This is a genomic window from Chitinophaga sp., assembly GCF_036569185.1.
Classification (GTDB): Bacteria; Bacteroidota; Bacteroidia; order Chitinophagales; family Chitinophagaceae; genus Chitinophaga.
On the sequence record NZ_DATCRD010000363.1, the window covers coordinates 1 to 18,795 of the forward strand.

General features: G+C 46.8%; 18 protein-coding genes. 9 read left to right on the top strand and 9 right to left on the bottom strand.

Features of this window, described 5'->3' with window-relative positions; genetic code table 11:
• Positions 1-162 precede the first annotated feature (162 nt).
• The 3 genes from VIM72_RS27615 to VIM72_RS27625 are packed head-to-tail and all read right to left on the bottom strand — an operon-like array spanning position 163 to position 1,102.
• Positions 163-477 carry a hypothetical protein gene (locus tag VIM72_RS27615; protein WP_332006039.1) on the bottom strand — a complete coding sequence of 105 codons (315 nt, stop codon included), beginning with the start codon at positions 475-477 and terminating at the stop codon, positions 163-165.
• A gap of 51 nt (positions 478-528) precedes the next feature.
• Positions 529-657 (bottom strand): hypothetical protein, encoded by a 129-nt coding sequence (locus VIM72_RS27620; protein WP_332006040.1) that lies wholly within the window; start codon positions 655-657, stop codon positions 529-531.
• A 34-nt stretch (positions 658-691) separates the two neighbouring features.
• Positions 692-1,102 (bottom strand): SMI1/KNR4 family protein, encoded by a 411-nt coding sequence (locus VIM72_RS27625; RefSeq protein ID WP_332006041.1) that lies wholly within the window; start codon positions 1,100-1,102, stop codon positions 692-694.
• Positions 1,103-1,298: 196 nt separating this feature from the next.
• Between VIM72_RS27625 and VIM72_RS27630 the strand changes: the two genes are divergently transcribed.
• The 8 genes from VIM72_RS27630 to VIM72_RS27665 all read left to right on the top strand — a co-directional run bounded on the left by VIM72_RS27630 (position 1,299) and on the right by VIM72_RS27665 (position 13,576).
• On the top strand, positions 1,299-1,853 hold the full coding sequence (locus VIM72_RS27630; protein ID WP_332006042.1) for an RNA polymerase sigma factor: 555 nt from the start codon (positions 1,299-1,301) through the stop codon (positions 1,851-1,853).
• 69 nt (positions 1,854-1,922) lie between these two features.
• Positions 1,923-2,987 carry a FecR family protein gene (locus VIM72_RS27635; protein WP_332006043.1) on the top strand — a complete coding sequence of 355 codons (1,065 nt, stop codon included), beginning with the start codon at positions 1,923-1,925 and terminating at the stop codon, positions 2,985-2,987.
• Between the two features lie 143 nt (positions 2,988-3,130).
• The gene (locus VIM72_RS27640; protein WP_332006044.1) at positions 3,131-6,535 is read left to right on the top strand and encodes a TonB-dependent receptor; all 3,405 of its coding nucleotides are present in this window, start codon (positions 3,131-3,133) and stop codon (positions 6,533-6,535) included.
• Positions 6,536-6,545: 10 nt separating this feature from the next.
• On the top strand, positions 6,546-8,495 hold the full coding sequence (locus VIM72_RS27645) for a RagB/SusD family nutrient uptake outer membrane protein (protein WP_332006045.1): 1,950 nt from the start codon (positions 6,546-6,548) through the stop codon (positions 8,493-8,495).
• A 19-nt stretch (positions 8,496-8,514) separates the two neighbouring features.
• Positions 8,515-9,675, top strand: a complete 1,161-nt coding sequence (locus tag VIM72_RS27650) for a DUF1735 domain-containing protein (RefSeq protein WP_332006046.1) — start codon at positions 8,515-8,517, stop codon at positions 9,673-9,675.
• A gap of 221 nt (positions 9,676-9,896) precedes the next feature.
• Positions 9,897-12,071 (top strand): sigma-54-dependent Fis family transcriptional regulator, encoded by a 2,175-nt coding sequence (locus VIM72_RS27655; RefSeq protein ID WP_332006047.1) that lies wholly within the window; start codon positions 9,897-9,899, stop codon positions 12,069-12,071.
• Between the two features lie 332 nt (positions 12,072-12,403).
• On the top strand, positions 12,404-13,159 hold the full coding sequence (locus VIM72_RS27660; RefSeq protein WP_332006048.1) for an SDR family oxidoreductase: 756 nt from the start codon (positions 12,404-12,406) through the stop codon (positions 13,157-13,159).
• A gap of 60 nt (positions 13,160-13,219) precedes the next feature.
• Positions 13,220-13,576, top strand: a complete 357-nt coding sequence (locus VIM72_RS27665) for a YciI family protein (RefSeq protein WP_332006049.1) — start codon at positions 13,220-13,222, stop codon at positions 13,574-13,576.
• A 71-nt stretch (positions 13,577-13,647) separates the two neighbouring features.
• On the opposite strand, the gene VIM72_RS27670 is transcribed toward VIM72_RS27665, so the two are convergent.
• The 6 genes from VIM72_RS27670 to VIM72_RS27695 all read right to left on the bottom strand — a co-directional run bounded on the left by VIM72_RS27670 (position 13,648) and on the right by VIM72_RS27695 (position 17,968).
• On the bottom strand, positions 13,648-14,427 hold the full coding sequence (locus VIM72_RS27670) for a succinate dehydrogenase cytochrome b subunit (RefSeq protein WP_332006050.1): 780 nt from the start codon (positions 14,425-14,427) through the stop codon (positions 13,648-13,650).
• Between the two features lie 91 nt (positions 14,428-14,518).
• Positions 14,519-15,754, bottom strand: a complete 1,236-nt coding sequence (locus VIM72_RS27675) for an RNA polymerase sigma factor (protein WP_332006051.1) — start codon at positions 15,752-15,754, stop codon at positions 14,519-14,521.
• 77 nt (positions 15,755-15,831) lie between these two features.
• Positions 15,832-16,173: a YciI family protein gene (locus VIM72_RS27680; RefSeq protein WP_142688172.1), complete on the bottom strand. Its 342-nt coding sequence runs from the start codon at positions 16,171-16,173 to the stop codon at positions 15,832-15,834.
• A 33-nt stretch (positions 16,174-16,206) separates the two neighbouring features.
• Positions 16,207-16,665, bottom strand: a complete 459-nt coding sequence (locus tag VIM72_RS27685) for a carboxymuconolactone decarboxylase family protein (protein WP_332006052.1) — start codon at positions 16,663-16,665, stop codon at positions 16,207-16,209.
• 91 nt (positions 16,666-16,756) lie between these two features.
• A complete protein-coding gene (locus VIM72_RS27690) occupies positions 16,757-17,764 on the bottom strand; it encodes a bestrophin family protein (protein ID WP_332006053.1) in 1,008 nt (335 codons plus the stop codon).
• Between the two features lie 15 nt (positions 17,765-17,779).
• Positions 17,780-17,968: a hypothetical protein gene (locus VIM72_RS27695; RefSeq protein ID WP_332006054.1), complete on the bottom strand. Its 189-nt coding sequence runs from the start codon at positions 17,966-17,968 to the stop codon at positions 17,780-17,782.
• 310 nt (positions 17,969-18,278) lie between these two features.
• Between VIM72_RS27695 and VIM72_RS27700 the strand changes: the two genes are divergently transcribed.
• Positions 18,279-18,795, top strand: a 517-nt coding sequence (locus tag VIM72_RS27700) for a response regulator transcription factor (RefSeq protein ID WP_332006055.1), incomplete at its 3' end; no start/stop codon positions are given.

Here is an 18,795-nt window from a genome sequence, read left to right on the forward strand (position 1 = left end):
GAGGCAAGGAAATTGCCATTAATCCTCCGGCCAGTGGAAAAATTGTTATAAAGGAAGTTCCATTTCAAAAGCTGGTGCAATTGTATTATACAAGATTTAACGAAGAAATCAGTGAAGCAGAATTCTGCAGGAGATTGAAGAACATCTAACTGATAAGTAATTTCAGAGACCTATAGGCATCATTGAAAAGCTGCTCAATATATAATCCATCAATTCCATAGGCTCTTTCATCTCATCAGGGAAGTCAACGTTATAAAATAGCAGGTTACCCTCCGGGTCCTTCGCCAACCGGAGGGAAATCGTTTTTTTACCAATAAGTTTATACTCAAACCAAATGTTGTCCTCATCCGAGGTACCCATCAACCCATATTCAATGGCCTCCCGGTCGCTTTCATAAAAATCGTAAGAGGATAAATGTGATAAAATAAGAAGGAAAGGCAATAAGTTTTCTTTCCGGATCCAATCGCTTTTTATCATTGTTAAATCAGATATATTATCATCCCTCCAATATCCTCATTCTATAAGCATTCATCGCCGTCCCGGCTGCTGGCTGTTTTTTTCTTTCCAGTCCCCTATCTGCTCAAATACATTCCTCCGGTGCTCCTGGCTGCTGAAGGCGCACTCCAGTTCCACCTTCATTCGCTGTTCATATAACATAACGGGAAATTACACAAAATCCCGGGAGCTTTTATCAATAGATCAGGTCGGAATTGGTATTTATCAAGGCAATAGCGTCCAGGAAAGATGCAGCAATAAAAAAATATTCTTCGCCACCATATCTCTTAAAAACGCCAGGCTGGGTCTTCAAAAATCCTATGGCATGACAATGGATTAAAAAATCAGAAAAACCAATAAAATTATTATCATCACAACTAATATATTCTTCAAGTATCTTTTCAAGCGGCCATATTGAAAACATATTTTCTCTCCAGTCTCCATCGGGAAAACCATTTATCTCTGTATATAATTCTCTAAATCCTGCCGGAAATGTAAAGCCGATGCTGTTTTCCACGGCTGAAATCAAATCAGGAGCCGCACCTGGATTCAGCTGGATCTTTTCCTGCTTCCATTGCCGGCATATTTCAATAATGCTGTTTTCCATACTGCTAATATAACGTACACCATATTCTTCCAGCCCCGATATTTTCACTAATGTTATTTTAACTTTTGCTCACCGGATTTTGCCTGAAGCTTGGTAAATCAGGGACACCGACTTAATTTAATTTCAGATAGACCTGTAACTACCGGCTATTAAAGTGACAATGACAAAATAAACAGCACACATCAGCCAAATCGTTATGAAAGGAGGAACCGAAGCAAGGCTTCTATTCCAGCAACTACCCAATGCAGACGGGGAAGCTGTACTTGTAAAGCTGCACCATCTTTATTTTAGCCGGATATTCAAACTGATCCACTCACTCGTGAAGCAGCGGGAACCTGCCGAAGAACTGGCCAGCGATGTGTTTGTACAGTTATGGCAACGCCGGGAAAAAATGCAGGAAGTCCTGAATCCTGAAGTATACCTGTATGTCATTGCCAGGAACAAAGCGTTCACTTTCCTGAAACAACAGTTGAACCTCACCGAGCCACTGGATAACATTGAAGATTTCCGCCTGGAAGTAGCCCGCTCCCCGGAAGAACTGCTTATTTCTTCTGAAATGCTGCACAGGGTTAATAATGCTATCAACCAGCTTCCCCCCAAATGTAAGCTCATTTTCATGCTGGTAAAAGAACAATCATTCAAATACCGTGATGTAGCCGAAATCCTGAACATCTCCACTAAAACAGTAGAAGCACAAATGGGTATCGCTTTAAAAAAACTCAGTAAAGCCTTCACTTTCTCTACTACATAATTTTTTTTCCGGGCCTTTAAGGGTAACCGGTAGTTTTACCACTCCTTCTAATAAACGACTACCATTTACATGGACAGAATCTGGGAACTGCTCGCTAAAAAGTTTAGCCAGGAAATATCCCGTGAGGAGATGGAAGAGCTGGATGAACTGCTGAAAATACATCAGCAGGAATTCCAGCAAAGCGAATTCCTGGGCGCAGCCTTCAACCTGGAAATTGTTACAACGGAAGATCCTGCCGCTATTGAGCTGAGTGAACAACGCTTACGTCGTCACCTCCCGGAACTGGTGCCCGGCGTTGAACCCTCGCCTCCTGTAAAAGGTATCGGCAAACACCTGCGGCGCTATTCAAAAATGTATGTGGCCGCCACCTTGAACCTGGCTGCCATTACGCTGCTGTACCTGGTAATAAGCCACGATACTGCCAGTGTGCTTGTTAATAAAATCAATACAGAACGGGGCGCAAAAACAACTGTTCACCTGCCGGATGGCTCAGTTGTTATGCTGAATTCAGGCAGCCGGCTTAGTTATGACAAAGATTTCGGCGTAAAGAACAGGCTGATCAACCTGGAAGGGGAAGCCTATTTCGATGTAGAGAAAAACCCTTCCATGCCGATGATCGTTTCAGCCGGCGCCGTGGAAGTAAAAGTACTGGGCACAACTTTTAACGTGAAGGCATATGCCGAAGATTCACTGGTGGAAGCCTCCCTGTTTACCGGCACTATTCAGCTCACCACGGAAAAAGATCCGGAAAGAGTGATCCTGCTCCGGCCAAGAGAAAAAGTGATCATCAATCAAAAACAAAACCTGTATACAATACCTTCTACAGTGAAGGAAACGCGTAATGAAACCGTATCGCTACAGCATATGGCGTTTAACCGCTCCGATAGCAGCTTTGACGAGACAGCCTGGCTGAAGAATAAAATGATTTTCCGCGCTGCAAGATTCCGCGACGTTGCGAATGAACTGCAGCGAAAATTCAATGTAGATATCTATTTCAGTGATACCACATTCCAGGATATCCGCATCACAGTAACATTTTCAGAAGAATCTGTTCATGAGATCCTTTCTGCATTACAACAAACTATTCCTTTTCATTATACTATTTCAGGCAATAAAATATATATCGAGCAATAAACACCTGCTGTGCAGGTACTAACCCTCACGGCAGTACGATTTCTTAACTGCAACTTCTTTTATAAATAAGATACGGCGGGCGTCATGAAGTCTGCAGGTATCCGCTTTTACCTATTATGTTCATTTTATAAACCAAAATTTACATGAATTTGAAAAAATTCTGCAGGCTACTGCTGTATCTCGGCGTCGTGCTGGGCTTATGTCCTTCCCTCCGGGCCTATTCACAGCAGGTGAGCGTTCCCGCCGGTAAAAAGTCGATCCGGGAAGTACTGGAATACATCGAAAAAAACACGCCATACAGGTTCCTTTATACGGAAGACCCGGCATTCGACAGGATCGCCGCCCCTTATGAAGGAAAAAGCGGCAACATCACCACGGTATTAACCGCCATCCTGAAAGAAACCGATATCTCCTTCCGCGTCAATTCCAATAAACTGGTGTCGCTCCAGACACCGCGCTCTGCGCTGCTCGCAACAAGAGACAGTAGTGGCTCAAACATCACGGTTTCCGGTACTATTACTAATCTTCAGAACCAGCCGATAACTGCAGTCAGCATTTACCTGAAAGCAAATCCGCTGGTAGGAACTGTTTCAGATAAGAACGGGTATTTTATTCTCAGTAATATCCCCCGGTATTCCACACTGGTGTTTTCATCGGTAGGATACCGGTCCCAGGAGGTGGATATTAAAACAATCCCGAATGCCAGTCTACGGAAATTCCCTGTATTGATGGAATCGGAAAGCGTTACAAAAGACGAGGTAGTGGTAACAGCCATGGGCGTGCAGAAGAAAGTAAGCGTAGTGGGCGCTATCACTACGGTGAACCCTACCGAGTTAAGGGCCCCTACCCGCTCCCTTACCACGCAGCTTGCAGGAAGAGTGGCCGGCGTTACCTTTGTACAGCAATCCGGTCAGCCGGGGCAGGATGGCGCCTCCTTCATTATCAGGGGTATCAACTCCGTTACCGGCAACTCCTCTCCACTCATCCTCATCGATGGCCTCCGCAGAAATATCGATGACGTAGATCCAAACGACATCGCCACTTTCTCCATACTGAAAGATGCATCCGCCACTGCAGTATATGGCCTTGAAGGCGCCAATGGTATCATCGTTATCACCACCAAAACCGGTAAGATCGCTTCGCGCCCTACCATCCGCCTCTCTGCATCCTCTTCCATCAACAACGCGTCGTACAAACCCCGGTGGGTAGATGCGCCTACTTACGCCCGGATGAAAAACGAAGCGCTGGCAGTACGTGGCAAACGTCCTTTTTATACCGATGAAGAAATTGCAAAATTCGCCGACAACGATATGGATTTTTACCCGGATGTAGATTGGTACAAAACCATGGTGAAGCAAAATAATCCTGCCAGTAAAGCCAACTTCAATATCAGCGGTGGCGGTAATGCAGTTACGTATTACATGTCGGGCGGCTTTTACAATGAAAAAGGCATGTTCAACAGCAAAGGCGCCTCCAATGCCAATTACAACCAGTTTAACTTCCGCTCCAACCTGAAAGCGGATCTGTCGCCCACAACCACACTGGGCATTGGTTTCGACGGAAGATATAACACCACCACGGAACCCGGACAGGGAGTAGACAAACTGCTCGATATTATGAACATGATCAACCCTACCCTATTCCCGGCAGAATACTCCAACGGCACGGCCCCGGAAGAACCCATCGGGATTGTGAACCCTTACTCCCTACTGAATAAAACCGGCTTTATCAAGCGATACGCCAATTACATGTCGACCAACGTAAACGTCACACAGAAGCTGGACTGGATCACCAAAGGACTGTTCCTTAACGGCATCGCATCTTTTACCAAAAGCAATTTTTATGCGCATCAGTATATTAAAGACTACCAGCGGCATGCGCCTGATTTCGCCAACAGCTATATGGGCTCCGGCAGGGATAAAGACGGCAACCTGGTCACCATCAATAAAACACCGGATCTCGATGATAAAATGCGCTTTAACTATGTAGCTCCCACCGGCAACCGCGTGATAGAGCTCCAGGGCAGTATGAACTATGCACAAACATTTCTCAAACACCTGGCAGTAACAGGGTTACTGCTTTACAAGCAGCGCGAATTCCTTACCGATGCCCCGGATGGCGATGGAGCCACATTACTCATTAATGCATTGCCCGCACGCGAACAATCCGTGGCAGGGCGATTAACGTTAGGCTGGGCCGATAAATATTTTACAGACGTGAACTTCGGCGCCTCGGGGTCGCAGATGTTCACACCAGATAAACGATGGTCTACCTTTCCTTCTATCGGCTTTGGCTGGGTGCCTTCCGGTGAGAAGTTCTGGGGAAATATTTCCGAAGTAATCGACTTTCTCAAATTCAGGATATCATACGGTACCGTTGGCGCTCCCGGCAATGCTACCCGCTTTGGCTATATGGCTACCACCGGCCCTGTTGCCGGTTATACCTTCGGCTTCGGACAGGCGGCAGGTAGCGGCACTTTCATTCCCGGTGTGGGTGAATCAAGACTGGAACAACTGAACCTTACCTGGGAACGCAACCAGAAACTGAATTTAGGCGCTGAAATAGGGCTTTTCAGGGAAATAAAAATAGTGATAGACGCATACCAGTATGTGAACAACGATCAGCTCATCGATTTAAGCCGGTTGCCCGCTACCCTGGGATTACCGGCTGTACCCAAAGCAAACCTCGGCAAAACAAGATCAAGGGGTATCGACTTCGATATCACCTATGCCAAATCATGGAATAATTTCAGGATCAATTATATCAAAGGCATTATCAGCTATAATACGAATACTATCCTCGAAAATGGGCAGCTGGATCCTAAAGTAGCCTACCAGAGCGGCATTGGGCTCGACTATGGCCGTGACCTGAATTATATCGCGCTGGGTTTATTTAAAGATGAAAAAGATATCGACAACAGCCCGGTGCAAACCTGGAATAAAGTAATGCCCGGGGATATTAAATATAAAGACATCGACGGCGACGGGGTGATCACACCCAACGACAGGATCTGGACCGGGAACATATACCCGAAATGGAGTTATTCCCTGGCTATTGATCTCCGCTACAAAAAATGGACGTTTGCCACCCGCGCCATCGGCAAGTTCAATATGTACAGGAGCATCACCGGTGGAAGGATTCCTTTCAACCCCTACAACGGAGGCGGTAACGAAAACGGCGCAGTATATATAGCTGCCGTTAAAAACCACTGGACACCAGCCTCTTACTCCGGTAACCCAGCTACAGAAAATTTTGACGCCACCTATCCCCGCCTCGGTTTTGGTACGGATAACCAGAACAACGCCCAGCGCTCCACCTTCTGGCTCAGGGAAGCGTCTTACCTCCGCATAGCCGATGCTGAACTGGGTTACAACTGGACGCCCCGGTCAAAGAAATCGCCGTTCAAAAGTATTTACTACTACGGAAGATGCGATAATGTGATCACCTTCTCCAGGTTTAAAGACTGGAATCCTGAACAATATTCATCGTATGCGTATCCATTGAAAAGAACGCTCTCACTGGGACTGGAAATAGGATTTGATCTTTAAAAAGTTATTCATGAAAAACAATATATCAAAATTACTCCTCCTCCTGCTGCTCATTTTCCCTGCTTTCAACTGCCACTACCTGGAGGCCGATGAATACCTGCACGAGGTAAATAATCTCAACAATATCTGGACACAAAGGATAGATATCCGCAAAGCCTGGGCTGCCTGTTATGGCGGCATTCCCAATTATACAGATATGGTGGGATCATGGCCATTCAATACCAACTACGATGAAGGCCACGGAGGACTGGACAATTACTCCAATCTTATTTTTGCGCAGGGAAAATTCAATGCAGATAATCCCATCTATAATTTCTGGAGCAACTATTATAAGGCTATCCGCACCTGTAATCTTTTCCTCGAGAATTATCATAAAGCAAACGACAAGCTGCTGGTACCAGGCGAAGTAGAAGGATACGCTGCAGATGCCAGGTTCCTGCGGGCGTTTTTTTATTCGCAGATGCTGGAACTATACGGGCCTTTTCCCATCGTCAGCAAAACAATCGATTATTCTAAAACCGAAGAACTGCCTACCAACAGGAATACACAGGAAGAATGCGTGAACTTTATTATTGCAGACCTGGATACCTGTATAAAACAATTGCCGGTTAAAGAAGATATTCTCACCTCCGAACTGGGCCGCCCTTCCCGCGAGGCCGCCATGGCCCTAAAAGCCAGGGTGTTGTTATGGGACGCCAGCCCGCTGGTAAACGGTAACCCCGATTACAGCGGCTTTAAAGATGCCAAAGGAAAACCCTACTTCTCCCCCGCTGCCGATCCACTGAAATGGAAGAAAGCCGCGGATGCTGCCAAAGCGGTGATCGACCTGGGGAAATTTGAATTGTATACCGTTCCTGCCAATAGCGGGTACACCACGGTTCCATTGGGCAACTTCCCAGGCAACAATGTATCCTGGCCCAACGGACCCGCCGGTATTGATCCCTACCGCTCCTTTAAAGGATTGTTCAGCGGCGGCAAATCATACTGGAATAAAGAAGTCATCTGGCTCGTGAATTTACCCAATCAGACATTTAACCTGTCTGTTCTCGGATTTCCCAGGAATTATAACAACGGGGAAGGCGCACAATACACCGCCCGTGTATGTGCCACCCAAAAACTGGTTGATGCTTTTTTTATGAACAACGGGGCAACCATTGAAGAAGAAAACAGGAAATTATACAACGATGCAGGAGTATCGGAAAACGGTGATAATTTTTATATTAAAGGATCCGGCAAAGATCCGTCAACACCCATTATCACCGGCTTCTATCTTTCAAATACCAATGCCAAAGTGCCTAACCGCTGCCTTAACCGGGAGGCCAGGTTTTATGCCACCATCGGCTTTATAGGGCGCGGGTATGAACAAAATAACGGCACGTTGTATTACGCCGATTATAAAGCCAATGCACTCGATGGCTTCCTGCAGTCCGACAGGCCCTCTACCCGCTCAGGCTACCCCATTGTGAAGTGGGTGGCGGACGATGATCAGAATGCCGGCGGCAGTTCCGATAAACCCTATCATGTAATACGGCTGGCTGAAATCTATCTTTCCTATGCAGAAGCATTGAACGAATACACCCCCGGCGACGCCGATGTGTTAAAATACCTTAACCAGGTACGTTTCAGGGCGGGGTTGCCAGGGTATGCCCCGGCCAGCAAGGAAATCATGCGCGAAAGAATTAAACGGGAAAGGTATGTGGAATTTGCTTTTGAAGGAAGACGGTATTTCGATTCCCGCCGCTGGAAAGACGCCGCCAAAACCACCCGCGATAACTGGGGCAACAGCGCCGGCATGGGCGGCCTCGTATACGGATGCAACTTCATGGCAGCCGATGGCAGCTTCTACGACAGGGCAGTTATAGACGGGTATGTTTTCAGACCCAAAAACTATTTCTTACCTATTCCCTTCCAGGAAGTAGCCAACTACTGGGGCACACTTACTCAAAATCCCGGATGGTAGATCACTTAAACTCAATATCATGAAACATATTCCCGCTATATTTTTTATCATAACGGCTATCGCAACCCTGGGCAGCTGTGGTAAACCCGACTACGAAAACAAAGAGTTCTACAAACAGGAAGCCTATATCATTTCCTCCGCATCCACTTCCGCCACGGAAAGGGAAATATCCGACCTGCCGGCGCATACTTTTGTAGACACTTTAAAGTATATCAATGCCCAGTACGATTCGGATACCATCATCGACAACAAAACCTTTACAGCGCAGGTGAAATTCAAAATAGGCATCGGCGGTTCACTACCCGCTGCCCAGGATGTCCGGCTGGTGGTGGGCTTTGACCAGGAAGCCCTGGATGATTATAATATCCTGAAAAATACAGTCAAAGAAATTCCTCCTGCATCGGCCTTTACAACCAATGTTCCCTACAACGAAAAAGAAAAGGGATTTGTGATAGACATCAAAAAAGGATCTTCTTCCACTTCTCTGATCTTCGACATACCCATCGAAAGGGAAAAGATGGACATCTACGAAAACTTTGCCTTTCCATTGAAAATACTCCGTGCGGATAATGTGCCCCTGAGCAGGCAATATACCGGTTTCATGATAGCCGGCCTGCTGGTTACAAAAGATAAAACTGTAAACTGGTCCGGGTTCCCTATACCTAAAATTCCCGCAGGAAAATATTTCTCCGTACAACTGGCCAGCAACGCAGCAGAGAACAGCCCCGACGGAAGAACCAGGAAGTATAAATACATTACCCCGATGAGCATTACAGATGATCCAAAGCTCAACGATAAATACATCATCTGGGGTACCAGCGCCTGGAGCTTTGAAGTATTTGGCTTCCATGGCGCCGGCTGGATGTATAATGTGCTAAGCCTGGTAGACAAAGACTTCGGCGTTTACCGGGTGGAGCCTGTGCTGTCGGGCAACAGCAACTTCCCCGCGCCAACATTTGCCTATTCAACGGTACAACAACCAAGCGATGATAACTTCTACGATCCCCGGCTCAAAACACTTACCATCCACTATAAAAACGTGATCGGCCAGGATTACACAGATGTGCTGACCTTTGAAAGCGCCGATTTCACGCTGGATGTGGTCCGGAGCGGTGGGCCCGCCCCCCAGAGCTGGGCACAGGTAAAAAGTAAAGGATTTAATTACTGGCTGCCTCAGTAAAACGAATGAAGTGATGAGAGAAGATAAAATCATAAAGCCGCTTTCCAGCGGCTTTTTATTTTTCACAACCTGGCTGATTACCAGATAACTTACCCATTTCACAGCGTTTCCTGACAGATAATAAAAATATTGGCGAAAATTTGTCCAAATACGGGTTACCGGTTGTTATATTATATGCAACATACTCATATTAACCATCTGTCATTTTCAGTATGAAAAAAATGAAAAACACCATTACGGTGCTGGCTGCCGGGGTGAATAACCGTATCCGCTTACTGGAACCAGAACGCCGCATATTCCCGGGACCGGGAAATGAAACTACCAATGAAGAAATCCTGAAACGGGAAAATGAAAAGTCGTTCCTGCTGGATTTCAGCAACAACATTGCGGCGGTAAGAAGTAAGGCCGATCTGGCCGAAGCCGTACGCAAAAGCCTTAAAAAACTGGATGGATTGAATGGTTATGTGATCCACAGGATCAATGAAGAACAGTTAACTTCCACCACCTATATTTATGATGAGAGTATGGTAACCAGTGAAGATGAACTGGTACAGGAGATGCTTACTGCAAAGTTACCTCTCAACGACGGACTTCAGAACAGGGTACTGAACAGCAGCATCCCCCTGTTCTTCAGCGTGAATACAGAGATCAGCCGGGGCAGCCATACCGCACGTTACCTGCCACTCTGGAAAAAGACAGGATTCAAAACCGTTATCGGTACGCCCCTGCGCACCGGCAATGTAACACTGGGCATTTTGTGGCTGGGCCTTGAAGAAATAAATATGCCGCTGCTGCAAGGCATATGCGCCCAGATCTCCATCGCGATGTACAACATCATCGCCAATGAAGAAATACTGCGCCGCGAAAATGAACAAACCTTTCTCCTGCAATTCAGCCGCGACATTGCCGCCCTGCGCTCAAAAGATGATCTGCAACTCGCCATATCAAATGTACTGAAGAATGTACTGCACATTAAGCTGGCCATCATCCGGGTGATAGAAGAAGATGGCGTGACGCTCAGCCCTTACATGGTGGATGAAACGCTGTTTGAAAAAGAGAAAAGCGGGTTCACGGAAATCGCGTCCCGCAATATCGATATACATGATGTAATAAACGCAAGGGTACTTAAAAACGAAGGACCTGTTATTTTTAATGTAGCGGAAGAAATAGCAAATGGCAATAAAAACCCGGTAGTGCTGTTCTGGAAAAACACCGGGTTGAAGAATGCGGTGGGCGCCCCCTTGCGCGCGGGCAATGCCAACCTCGGTACACTATGGCTGCTGATGGATGAAGTAAACCTTACCATCCTGAACGGGATCTGCGCACAGATCTCCATTGCCATCTCCAATATACGCGCCAATGAAAAAGTACTGGCCTACAAACAAAAACTGGAAAATGAAAACGACTACCTGAGAGAGCAGATCAAAACCATCTATAATTTTTCGGAGATAGTAGGTAATGGCATCGAAATGCAGAAAGTATACCGCCTGATGACACAGGTGGCGGAATCTTCCTCCACCGTGCTCCTGCTGGGGGAAACCGGTACCGGTAAGGAACTGATTGCACGCGCCATACACAATGCCTCGCCCCGTAAAAGCAAATTAATGGTAAAAGTAAACTGCGCTGCCCTGCCTGCCCATCTCATCGAAAGCGAATTATTCGGGCATGAAAAAGGCGCATTTACCGGGGCTATAGACAGGCGTATCGGTAAATTCGAGCTCGCCAATAACAGCACTCTTTTCCTGGATGAAATTGGCGAAATGCCTCCGGAGCTACAGGTAAAATTATTACGCGTGCTCCAGGAACGGGAACTGGAAAGAATAGGCGGCAAAAATACCATCCGGGTAGATGTGCGCATTATTACAGCCACCAACCGTAACCTGGAAGCAGAGGTACAGGCAGGGCGCTTCAGATCTGACCTGTACTACCGGCTGAATGTATTCCCCATTCACCTTCCCCCGCTGCGCCACCGGCTGGAAGATATTGAGCCACTCGCCAATGCCTTTGTAGCCAGGTTCAGTAAGAACATCGGGAGAAAAGTAACCGGTATATCAGCCAAAGTATTGAAACAGCTAAAGAGTTACGACTGGCCCGGCAATGTGCGGGAGTTGGAGCACCAGATTGAAAGAGGCATCCTGCTCAGTGAAGATAATACACTCAAAGAAATACATTTGCCCCAGCGCAGACAAGACGGGCCAGAGGGACAGGCAACGTCTGTTTCCACAAGAACACTGAAGCAGATCGAACGAACTCATATCATTGAGGTACTAAAGCGGTGCAGCGGGAAAATTTCCGGCATTGGAGGCGCCGCGGAAATACTTGAAATCCCCGGCACTACCTTACATTCCAAGATGAAAAAACTGAAGATCTCAAAAGCAGATTACTTCGTGAATTAAACAGGAATAAATAAAAACCGGGTGTATCAACAGTTGATACACCCGGTTTTTATCTGGGTATCTGACGGAGGCCGGCGTTTGTTTAAACACGTTCAGCGACTTCACTTATCTTTGGCATATCCCCTTTTTATATCTCCTCCAATGATACACGGTATTTCGTGAAACCCGGTCCAATCCGCTGTATTACGCGAAATAAAAAACCACACAATCATCTTAACAAACTGGTTAACATACCATTATATGGATGGCATTTCACTTGCCTGTTAACCGGCAGAAAGAAATTGAATTTATTTAACCATCGCCTTTATACGGGCATAATAAAATACAAGACCATGAAAATTGTAGTCATCGGTGGAACCGGCCTTATCGGGTCTAAAACAGTAGAAAAGCTCCGCCTGGCGGGACATGAAGTGATTGCCGCCTCTCCTGCATCCGGTGTAAACACGATCACCGGCGAAGGACTGGCTGAAGTATTAACAGGCGCCCACATTGTAATAGATGTAGCTAATTCCCCTTCTTTTGAAGACAAAGCCGTGATGGAATTTTTCCAAACCTCCGGTCGCAACCTGCTTACAGCTGCTGCAAACGCCGGTGTTAAACACCATGTTGCCTTGTCGGTGGTAGGAACAGACCGCCTCCAGGAAAGCGGTTATTTCCGTGCAAAAGCAGCCCAGGAAGAGCTGATCAGGCAATCAGGCATCCCTTATTCTATTATTCATTCCACGCAGTTCTTTGAATTCCTGGGGGGTATTGTAAAATCGGCTGCGCAGGAGGAAGCCATTCATTTATCGCCCGCGCCTATACAGCCCATCGCGTCGGACGATGTAGCTGCCGCCGTTGCAGACATTGCGCTCGGCACGCCCGTGAATGGCATCATTGAAATTGCGGGCCCGGAAAAATTCTCCCTCTCTTCCCTGGTAACAGATTATTTAAAAGCAACCAACGATCCGCGGGAAATAATTACCGACCCTGAAGCCAGGTACTTTGGCGCCACGCTGAATGAACAGTCGCTGGTACCAGGCGCCAATGCACGTATCGGCTCCATTAATTTCAAAACATGGCTTGCCGGTCAGCCTGTAAAAGTATAACACCACAAACCTGGAAGTTTCCCGGCAACAACATCATCATCTTTCAAAAAACAAAACAACATGCAGGAATTCCTTTTAGTGATCCACAGGGATCTTACCAGTGCCAACCCGGCGCCTACGCCCGGGCAAATGAAAGAGGCACTTAAACCTTACCAGGAATGGGTAGCGGGAATTGCTGCCGAAAACAGGCTGGTGGCCCCTCCCAAACGTTGGGATGCCGATGGCAGGGTGATCAGGTTTGAAAAAACGAAGGAGCAGGTGCACCACGGTCCTTATGCAGAAGGGAAAGAATCTATAGGCGGCCTGTTCCTGATCCGCGCAAAAGATTATGATGATGCTGTAGAGGTAGCAAAAGGCTGCCCTATTATCCGGTTTGGCGCCATCGTTGAAGTACGTATGGCCGTACCCGTAGCGTAAATTACAGCTATGAAACTGCACATTAAAGCCCCTGCGATATCGCAGGGGTTTTAATACTTTCCGGCTATTAATTACAAAAGGCTTTTGATATAAAATACAATGGGCATCGATGCAAATGCAAGCGGGATGATCACCGCAAAAAGCCATATACCGGTAGCCTGTATAACGGGCGTATATCTTTGATGTACCAGCCCTGCCGTCCGGAAGGCGCTTTGAAAGCCATGATACAGGTGATAGGAAACGGCTGCCATAGCCACCAGGTAAAGCAGTACATACCAGAGCAGGCTAAAGCTGTGCGCCACTATTACATACAGGTCTTTTACCCTCACAATTTCAGTATTGCCTTCTGTTGTTACTGCGTACTCAAAATCAGGCGACGCCGGCACGTATACAGCGGAGGTTAGTTTACCGGTCAACAGCTCCTTCCTGTATTCGCGGTAAGCGCCTTCCGTAAATTTATATCTTCCCCAGAAATTACTCATGTGGATCACGAGGAACAGGAAAATAATACTGCCCAGCAGCCCCATATTCAGGGAGGCCCAACGCACCGGTGTTTTAGGCGCCACTGCATATTTTACCGGGCGCGCTTTCCGGTTTTTTATGGTCAGTGACAATGCGTAAAAAGCATGCACCAGGATAGCGATGTAAAGCGTATAGGCGGCAATTTCCACCGGTGGGAAATGCGTCATAAAATGCGCATAAATATTAAACGTGTAACCCTCATCACCGGCAAACAACGTAAGGTTGCCACCCAGGTGCACAATAAGGAACAGGCAGAGAAAGAGCCCTGTTACAGACATGATCAGCTTTCTGCCCACTGAGGAGCGGAAAAATTGTTTGAAGTTAAGCATGATAAAAATTCTTTTAATTGTTTTTGGATAAAGGACAAAGGAAGGACATGCCAACCGTTCCGGCCGGCGCGTAACATGTTCAGTAAAAAGATCAGCTGCGCTTTATTTGCCCGATGCTTTTTTCTATGAGGGCGATATCTGCGTGAGTGGTGACCATCTTCAAGGCTGTTTCATAATGCAGCAGGGCCTTTTCATTATCTATACCTGTATAAAGATTTCCCAGCAATGAGTAATAAAAATGGTTATCCGTTAACTGTAGTTTTTCCGCCGCTATGATAGCCTCCTGTTTGCTTCTTGCTTTGGCAATTGCGTAGGTCCGGTTCAATGCGGCAATGGGTGAATACTCCAGTATCAGCAGCTGGTTATACAGGTCAAGGATGTTGTTCCATTTTTCGCTGGAATCTTCCTTATGCGTATGCCACCAGGCAATGGCCGCTTCCAGGTGATACCTTGTTAATTCGGAACTGCTGCCGGCCTGGTTAAGATAATATTCACCCCGTTCTATCAGTTCCCGGTTCCAGCGTGTTTCATCCTGTTCCTGGTAAAGGATCATTTCTCCCATATCATTTACCCGCGCATCAAAACGCGAGGCATGAAAGCACATTAAAGCCAGCAATGCATTTACCGCAGGCTGGTTGGTTTGCGGTTGTTCCACTAACAGGTAGCAAAGCCGCATGGCTTCTACGCACAGGTCTTTCCGCAACACAGTATTGTGCGAAGTAGAGTAATAGCCTTCAGAGAAAAGAAGATATAAAGTTTTCAGCACGGTTCCCAGTCGCTCTTCTATTTCCGTAAATGTAGGCTGCTGGATTTTTATACCAGCTTCTTTTAATTTTTCCTTGGCCCTGCTGAGCCGCTTGTAAATAACTGTTTTTGTGGTGAGATATGCATCCGCTATTTCCTGTGTACCAAACCCGCAGAGCAGGTTCAGCGCAAGAGCTACCTGCGACTCAGCGGGAATGGAGGGATGACATACCGCAAAGATCATTGCCAGCTGGCTGTCTGTAATATTGCGGGCCGAAAGATCTATTTCTATTTCTTCTCCCTCCGGGATATTATACCGGAGATCCGACAATAGTTTCTGTTGAAAAAAGTTATTTCTCTTCAGCCAGTTCTTCGTTTTATTTTTGGCCACGGCATATAGCCAGGCGGTTGGATTTTCCGGCAATCCTTTCGCGCTCCACGATTCCGTGGCAGCAAGGAAGGTATCGCTCACAATATCTTCCGCCTGTTCTATATGCTCTATGCCAAAAAGGGAGCCCAATACCGACACCATTTTCCGGTACTCCGTTCTGAATAAATGCGGTAATAATTCCTTCCCATCCATGCTGCAAATAAAATGCTTTTACAAAAGTAAGAAAGGCATTTTTATTTGTCGCTGTGTCGTAGCACAGCATTGCAACGTTATCCTACCGCCATACGTATCTCCACTGTTCCGCCAAGTTCCAGGATAGGCGCTTCCCCGGCTATTTTCACCGCTTCGTCATAGCTTTCCGCCCTGATCACAATAAACCCGCCGATAGATTCCTTGATCTCCGCATAAGGGCCATCTGTTACACTTTTGTCGTGCTTCACCACCTTGCCTGCGCCTTCCCATGGCTGGAGCGGCCTGGCAAGCACATCACGCGCCTTCAGGTCATCAAACCATTCCCGCCACCGGCTCAGGTGCGCCTGCAGTTCTTCCGGCGATGGCTGTACTTCCTTTGTTTTGTAGTCTCTGCGGAATACCAATAAAAAATCATTCATATATCATGGGTTTTAATATGCCTGCGCAACGCTTCACCCGAACTGCCCTACCTGGTAAGTGCCTACAAAGGCAGGCGTGGTGAAAGCAATGTTGAAACGGTTCCAGGTATTGATGGTGGAAACAGCCAGCGTCAGGTCTACCAGTTCCTCATCAGTGAATTGTTCTTTCACGCGGGTATACACTTCATCCGGTACGTGGCAGCTGGTTACAGCCTCTGCCCATGCCAGCGCGGCTCTTTCCCTGGTAGTAAAAAACGGCGTTTCCCTCCATGCGCTCAACGCATATAAACGCTGCTCGGTTTCTCCATGGGCACGGGCATCCTTTCCATGCATATCCAGGCAATAAGCGCAACCGTTGATCTGCGATACCCGGAAGAAAACCAGTTCCTGTAGTTTTTCCTCAATAGAGGATTTCTTCAGATATGCACCGGTATGAAAGAGTGTTTTCACCGCTCCCGGTCCTTTTTCCTGAAAGTTAATTCTTTGTTCCATTTTACTTTATTTTATTGGTTTATTATCTTAATAACAACTGACTTTCCCGGATTAGACAAATTCCCTGAACTTTTTTTTCAGATGCAGATATTTAAACAAGGATGTCGTTCTGCGGCATAACAGGCGCCGGTAATCCGCTTTCGGCCAGCATCTCCCTGAGATCTATTTCAATGGCCCGGCAGATCTGTGATATCGGCACATCATTGGCGCTCCCTTCAAATGGGTACTCCGTACTTTCTCCTACCTGCTCCAAAGACGTATACATCCAGGATATGATCACACAAAAAGGGATCAGCAGCCAGATCATATGCCCTTTCATCAACCCTGTTACCACGGCATTCAGCTGGTCAAACTCCTGCAACAGGCCATACGGCAGCAGGAAACAGAACATGCTCACAAAAATGGTGTTGACAATAGAGTATTGCCTTGGGTACGGCGTGTTTTTAAGCGATTCGCACAAGCCCTGCTGCACTATAAAACCATTGATGGTACGCTGCAGCTCCGCATACTGGGCTACCACTACTTCCTGCTTTTCATATACTGCTTTAAGCGCTTTGCTTTGCAACGCCAGCAACTGCGTTCCGGGATTACGGGTAACTGAAATATGAGCCCACTCTTCCGGCGGTATGTATTTCAATATCTCGTCTTTAAAAGCATGCTCCCGCTCGGGAATAGTATAGTAACGCTGGTACTCCGCATTGTAACGGGCATCCGCCACTTCCCATACACGGCCCTGCCGCATCTGGTAACGCAATACTGTAAGCCATGCAAAATGGCGGTAAACCAGCAGGCGCACAAAGTCCTCATCCTTAAAGTAATCGCGGCACAACATCCCCCAGGTAATACTGAGATTGCTGATATTCGTCCATATATCATGCCCCTCGCCGGTACGGTTATATGTTTGTGTATTTTTAAACCCTACTATAAAGGCAGTAGCTGTGCCCAGCAATGCTACCACCACCCAGGGAACTACCAGCCACTTTATTTCCAGCCATTGATAAAGCGCCACCGGCAGGGTGTCCAGTATGATCAGTGTATAAATCCTTCTCCTTGTCCAGAAAAGAAAATCAACGAGCTTATATGATTTACCTACGTGCATGTACTTTCTGATTCATCAGGAAACCGGTGGATTTACTTCATCTTCTCCGGCGTCTTCTTCCCGGATAAGATCATCCAGGAACTCGCCGCCCTGGTAAGCATCCTTTTCATGAGTGGGTTCCAGGGCCGTTTGCACGGTGATGACCGGCGCCTTTACATCGTCGCGCGAAAAAAGCCGCTGCAGGATTTGAGGAAGAGCTTTCATGTTGTTTGTTTTTTGTGATAACGCAACACTATTATTGCACAATGGGGTTTACAACCCTTGTGCCACCTGGTTAACACCTTTCAAATCAACCATTTAAACAACGGTACTGGTATAGAATGTCACGATATATCGCCAGTAAACGGATTTTACGCGGTATATAGTGAAGTTTATGCAGAGACCCGTTCCCTGGTAGTTGCCACCCTCCCTGAAAACAGTGATTTTTATCTCCATCCCTCCGGGCCGCACTATTTTTTGTACCTTTTACCGGATCTTTGCGCAGATCAGTGAAGTGTTGTAAATATTGAATTACATGCTACCAAATAAAACAACTATTGCCCTGGTAGATGACCATCCTATTGTAATGGAAGGTTTAGCCAGGTTACTGGAAAAAGAAGAAAACATTCATGTTGCCGGACGCTTTACGACGGGCAGGGAATTTCTTGACTACCTGTCAGATACCTCCCTGCATGTGGTGCTGTTGGATATTACGCTGCCGGATATCAGTGGAATTGAACTGTGCAAAAAAACAAAGGAAATAGCGCCTGCTACCATTGTGCTGGCACTCAGCAATCATCATAACCGTGGTATTATTATGGAGATGCTGCAAAACGGCGCCAGTGGTTACCTGCTTAAGAACGCCACCCTGGAGGAGCTGATCACCTGTATCAATGAAGCATTAAACGGGCAGATAGCCTTCAGCCAGGCCGTAAAGGAAATTATTGCAGCGCCGCAATTAAACAGTTTCCGTGAACTGGCAAGACTCACTACCCGCGAAAAGGAGATCCTTGGGATGCTTGCCTCCGGGAAAACAACTACCGAAATGGCAG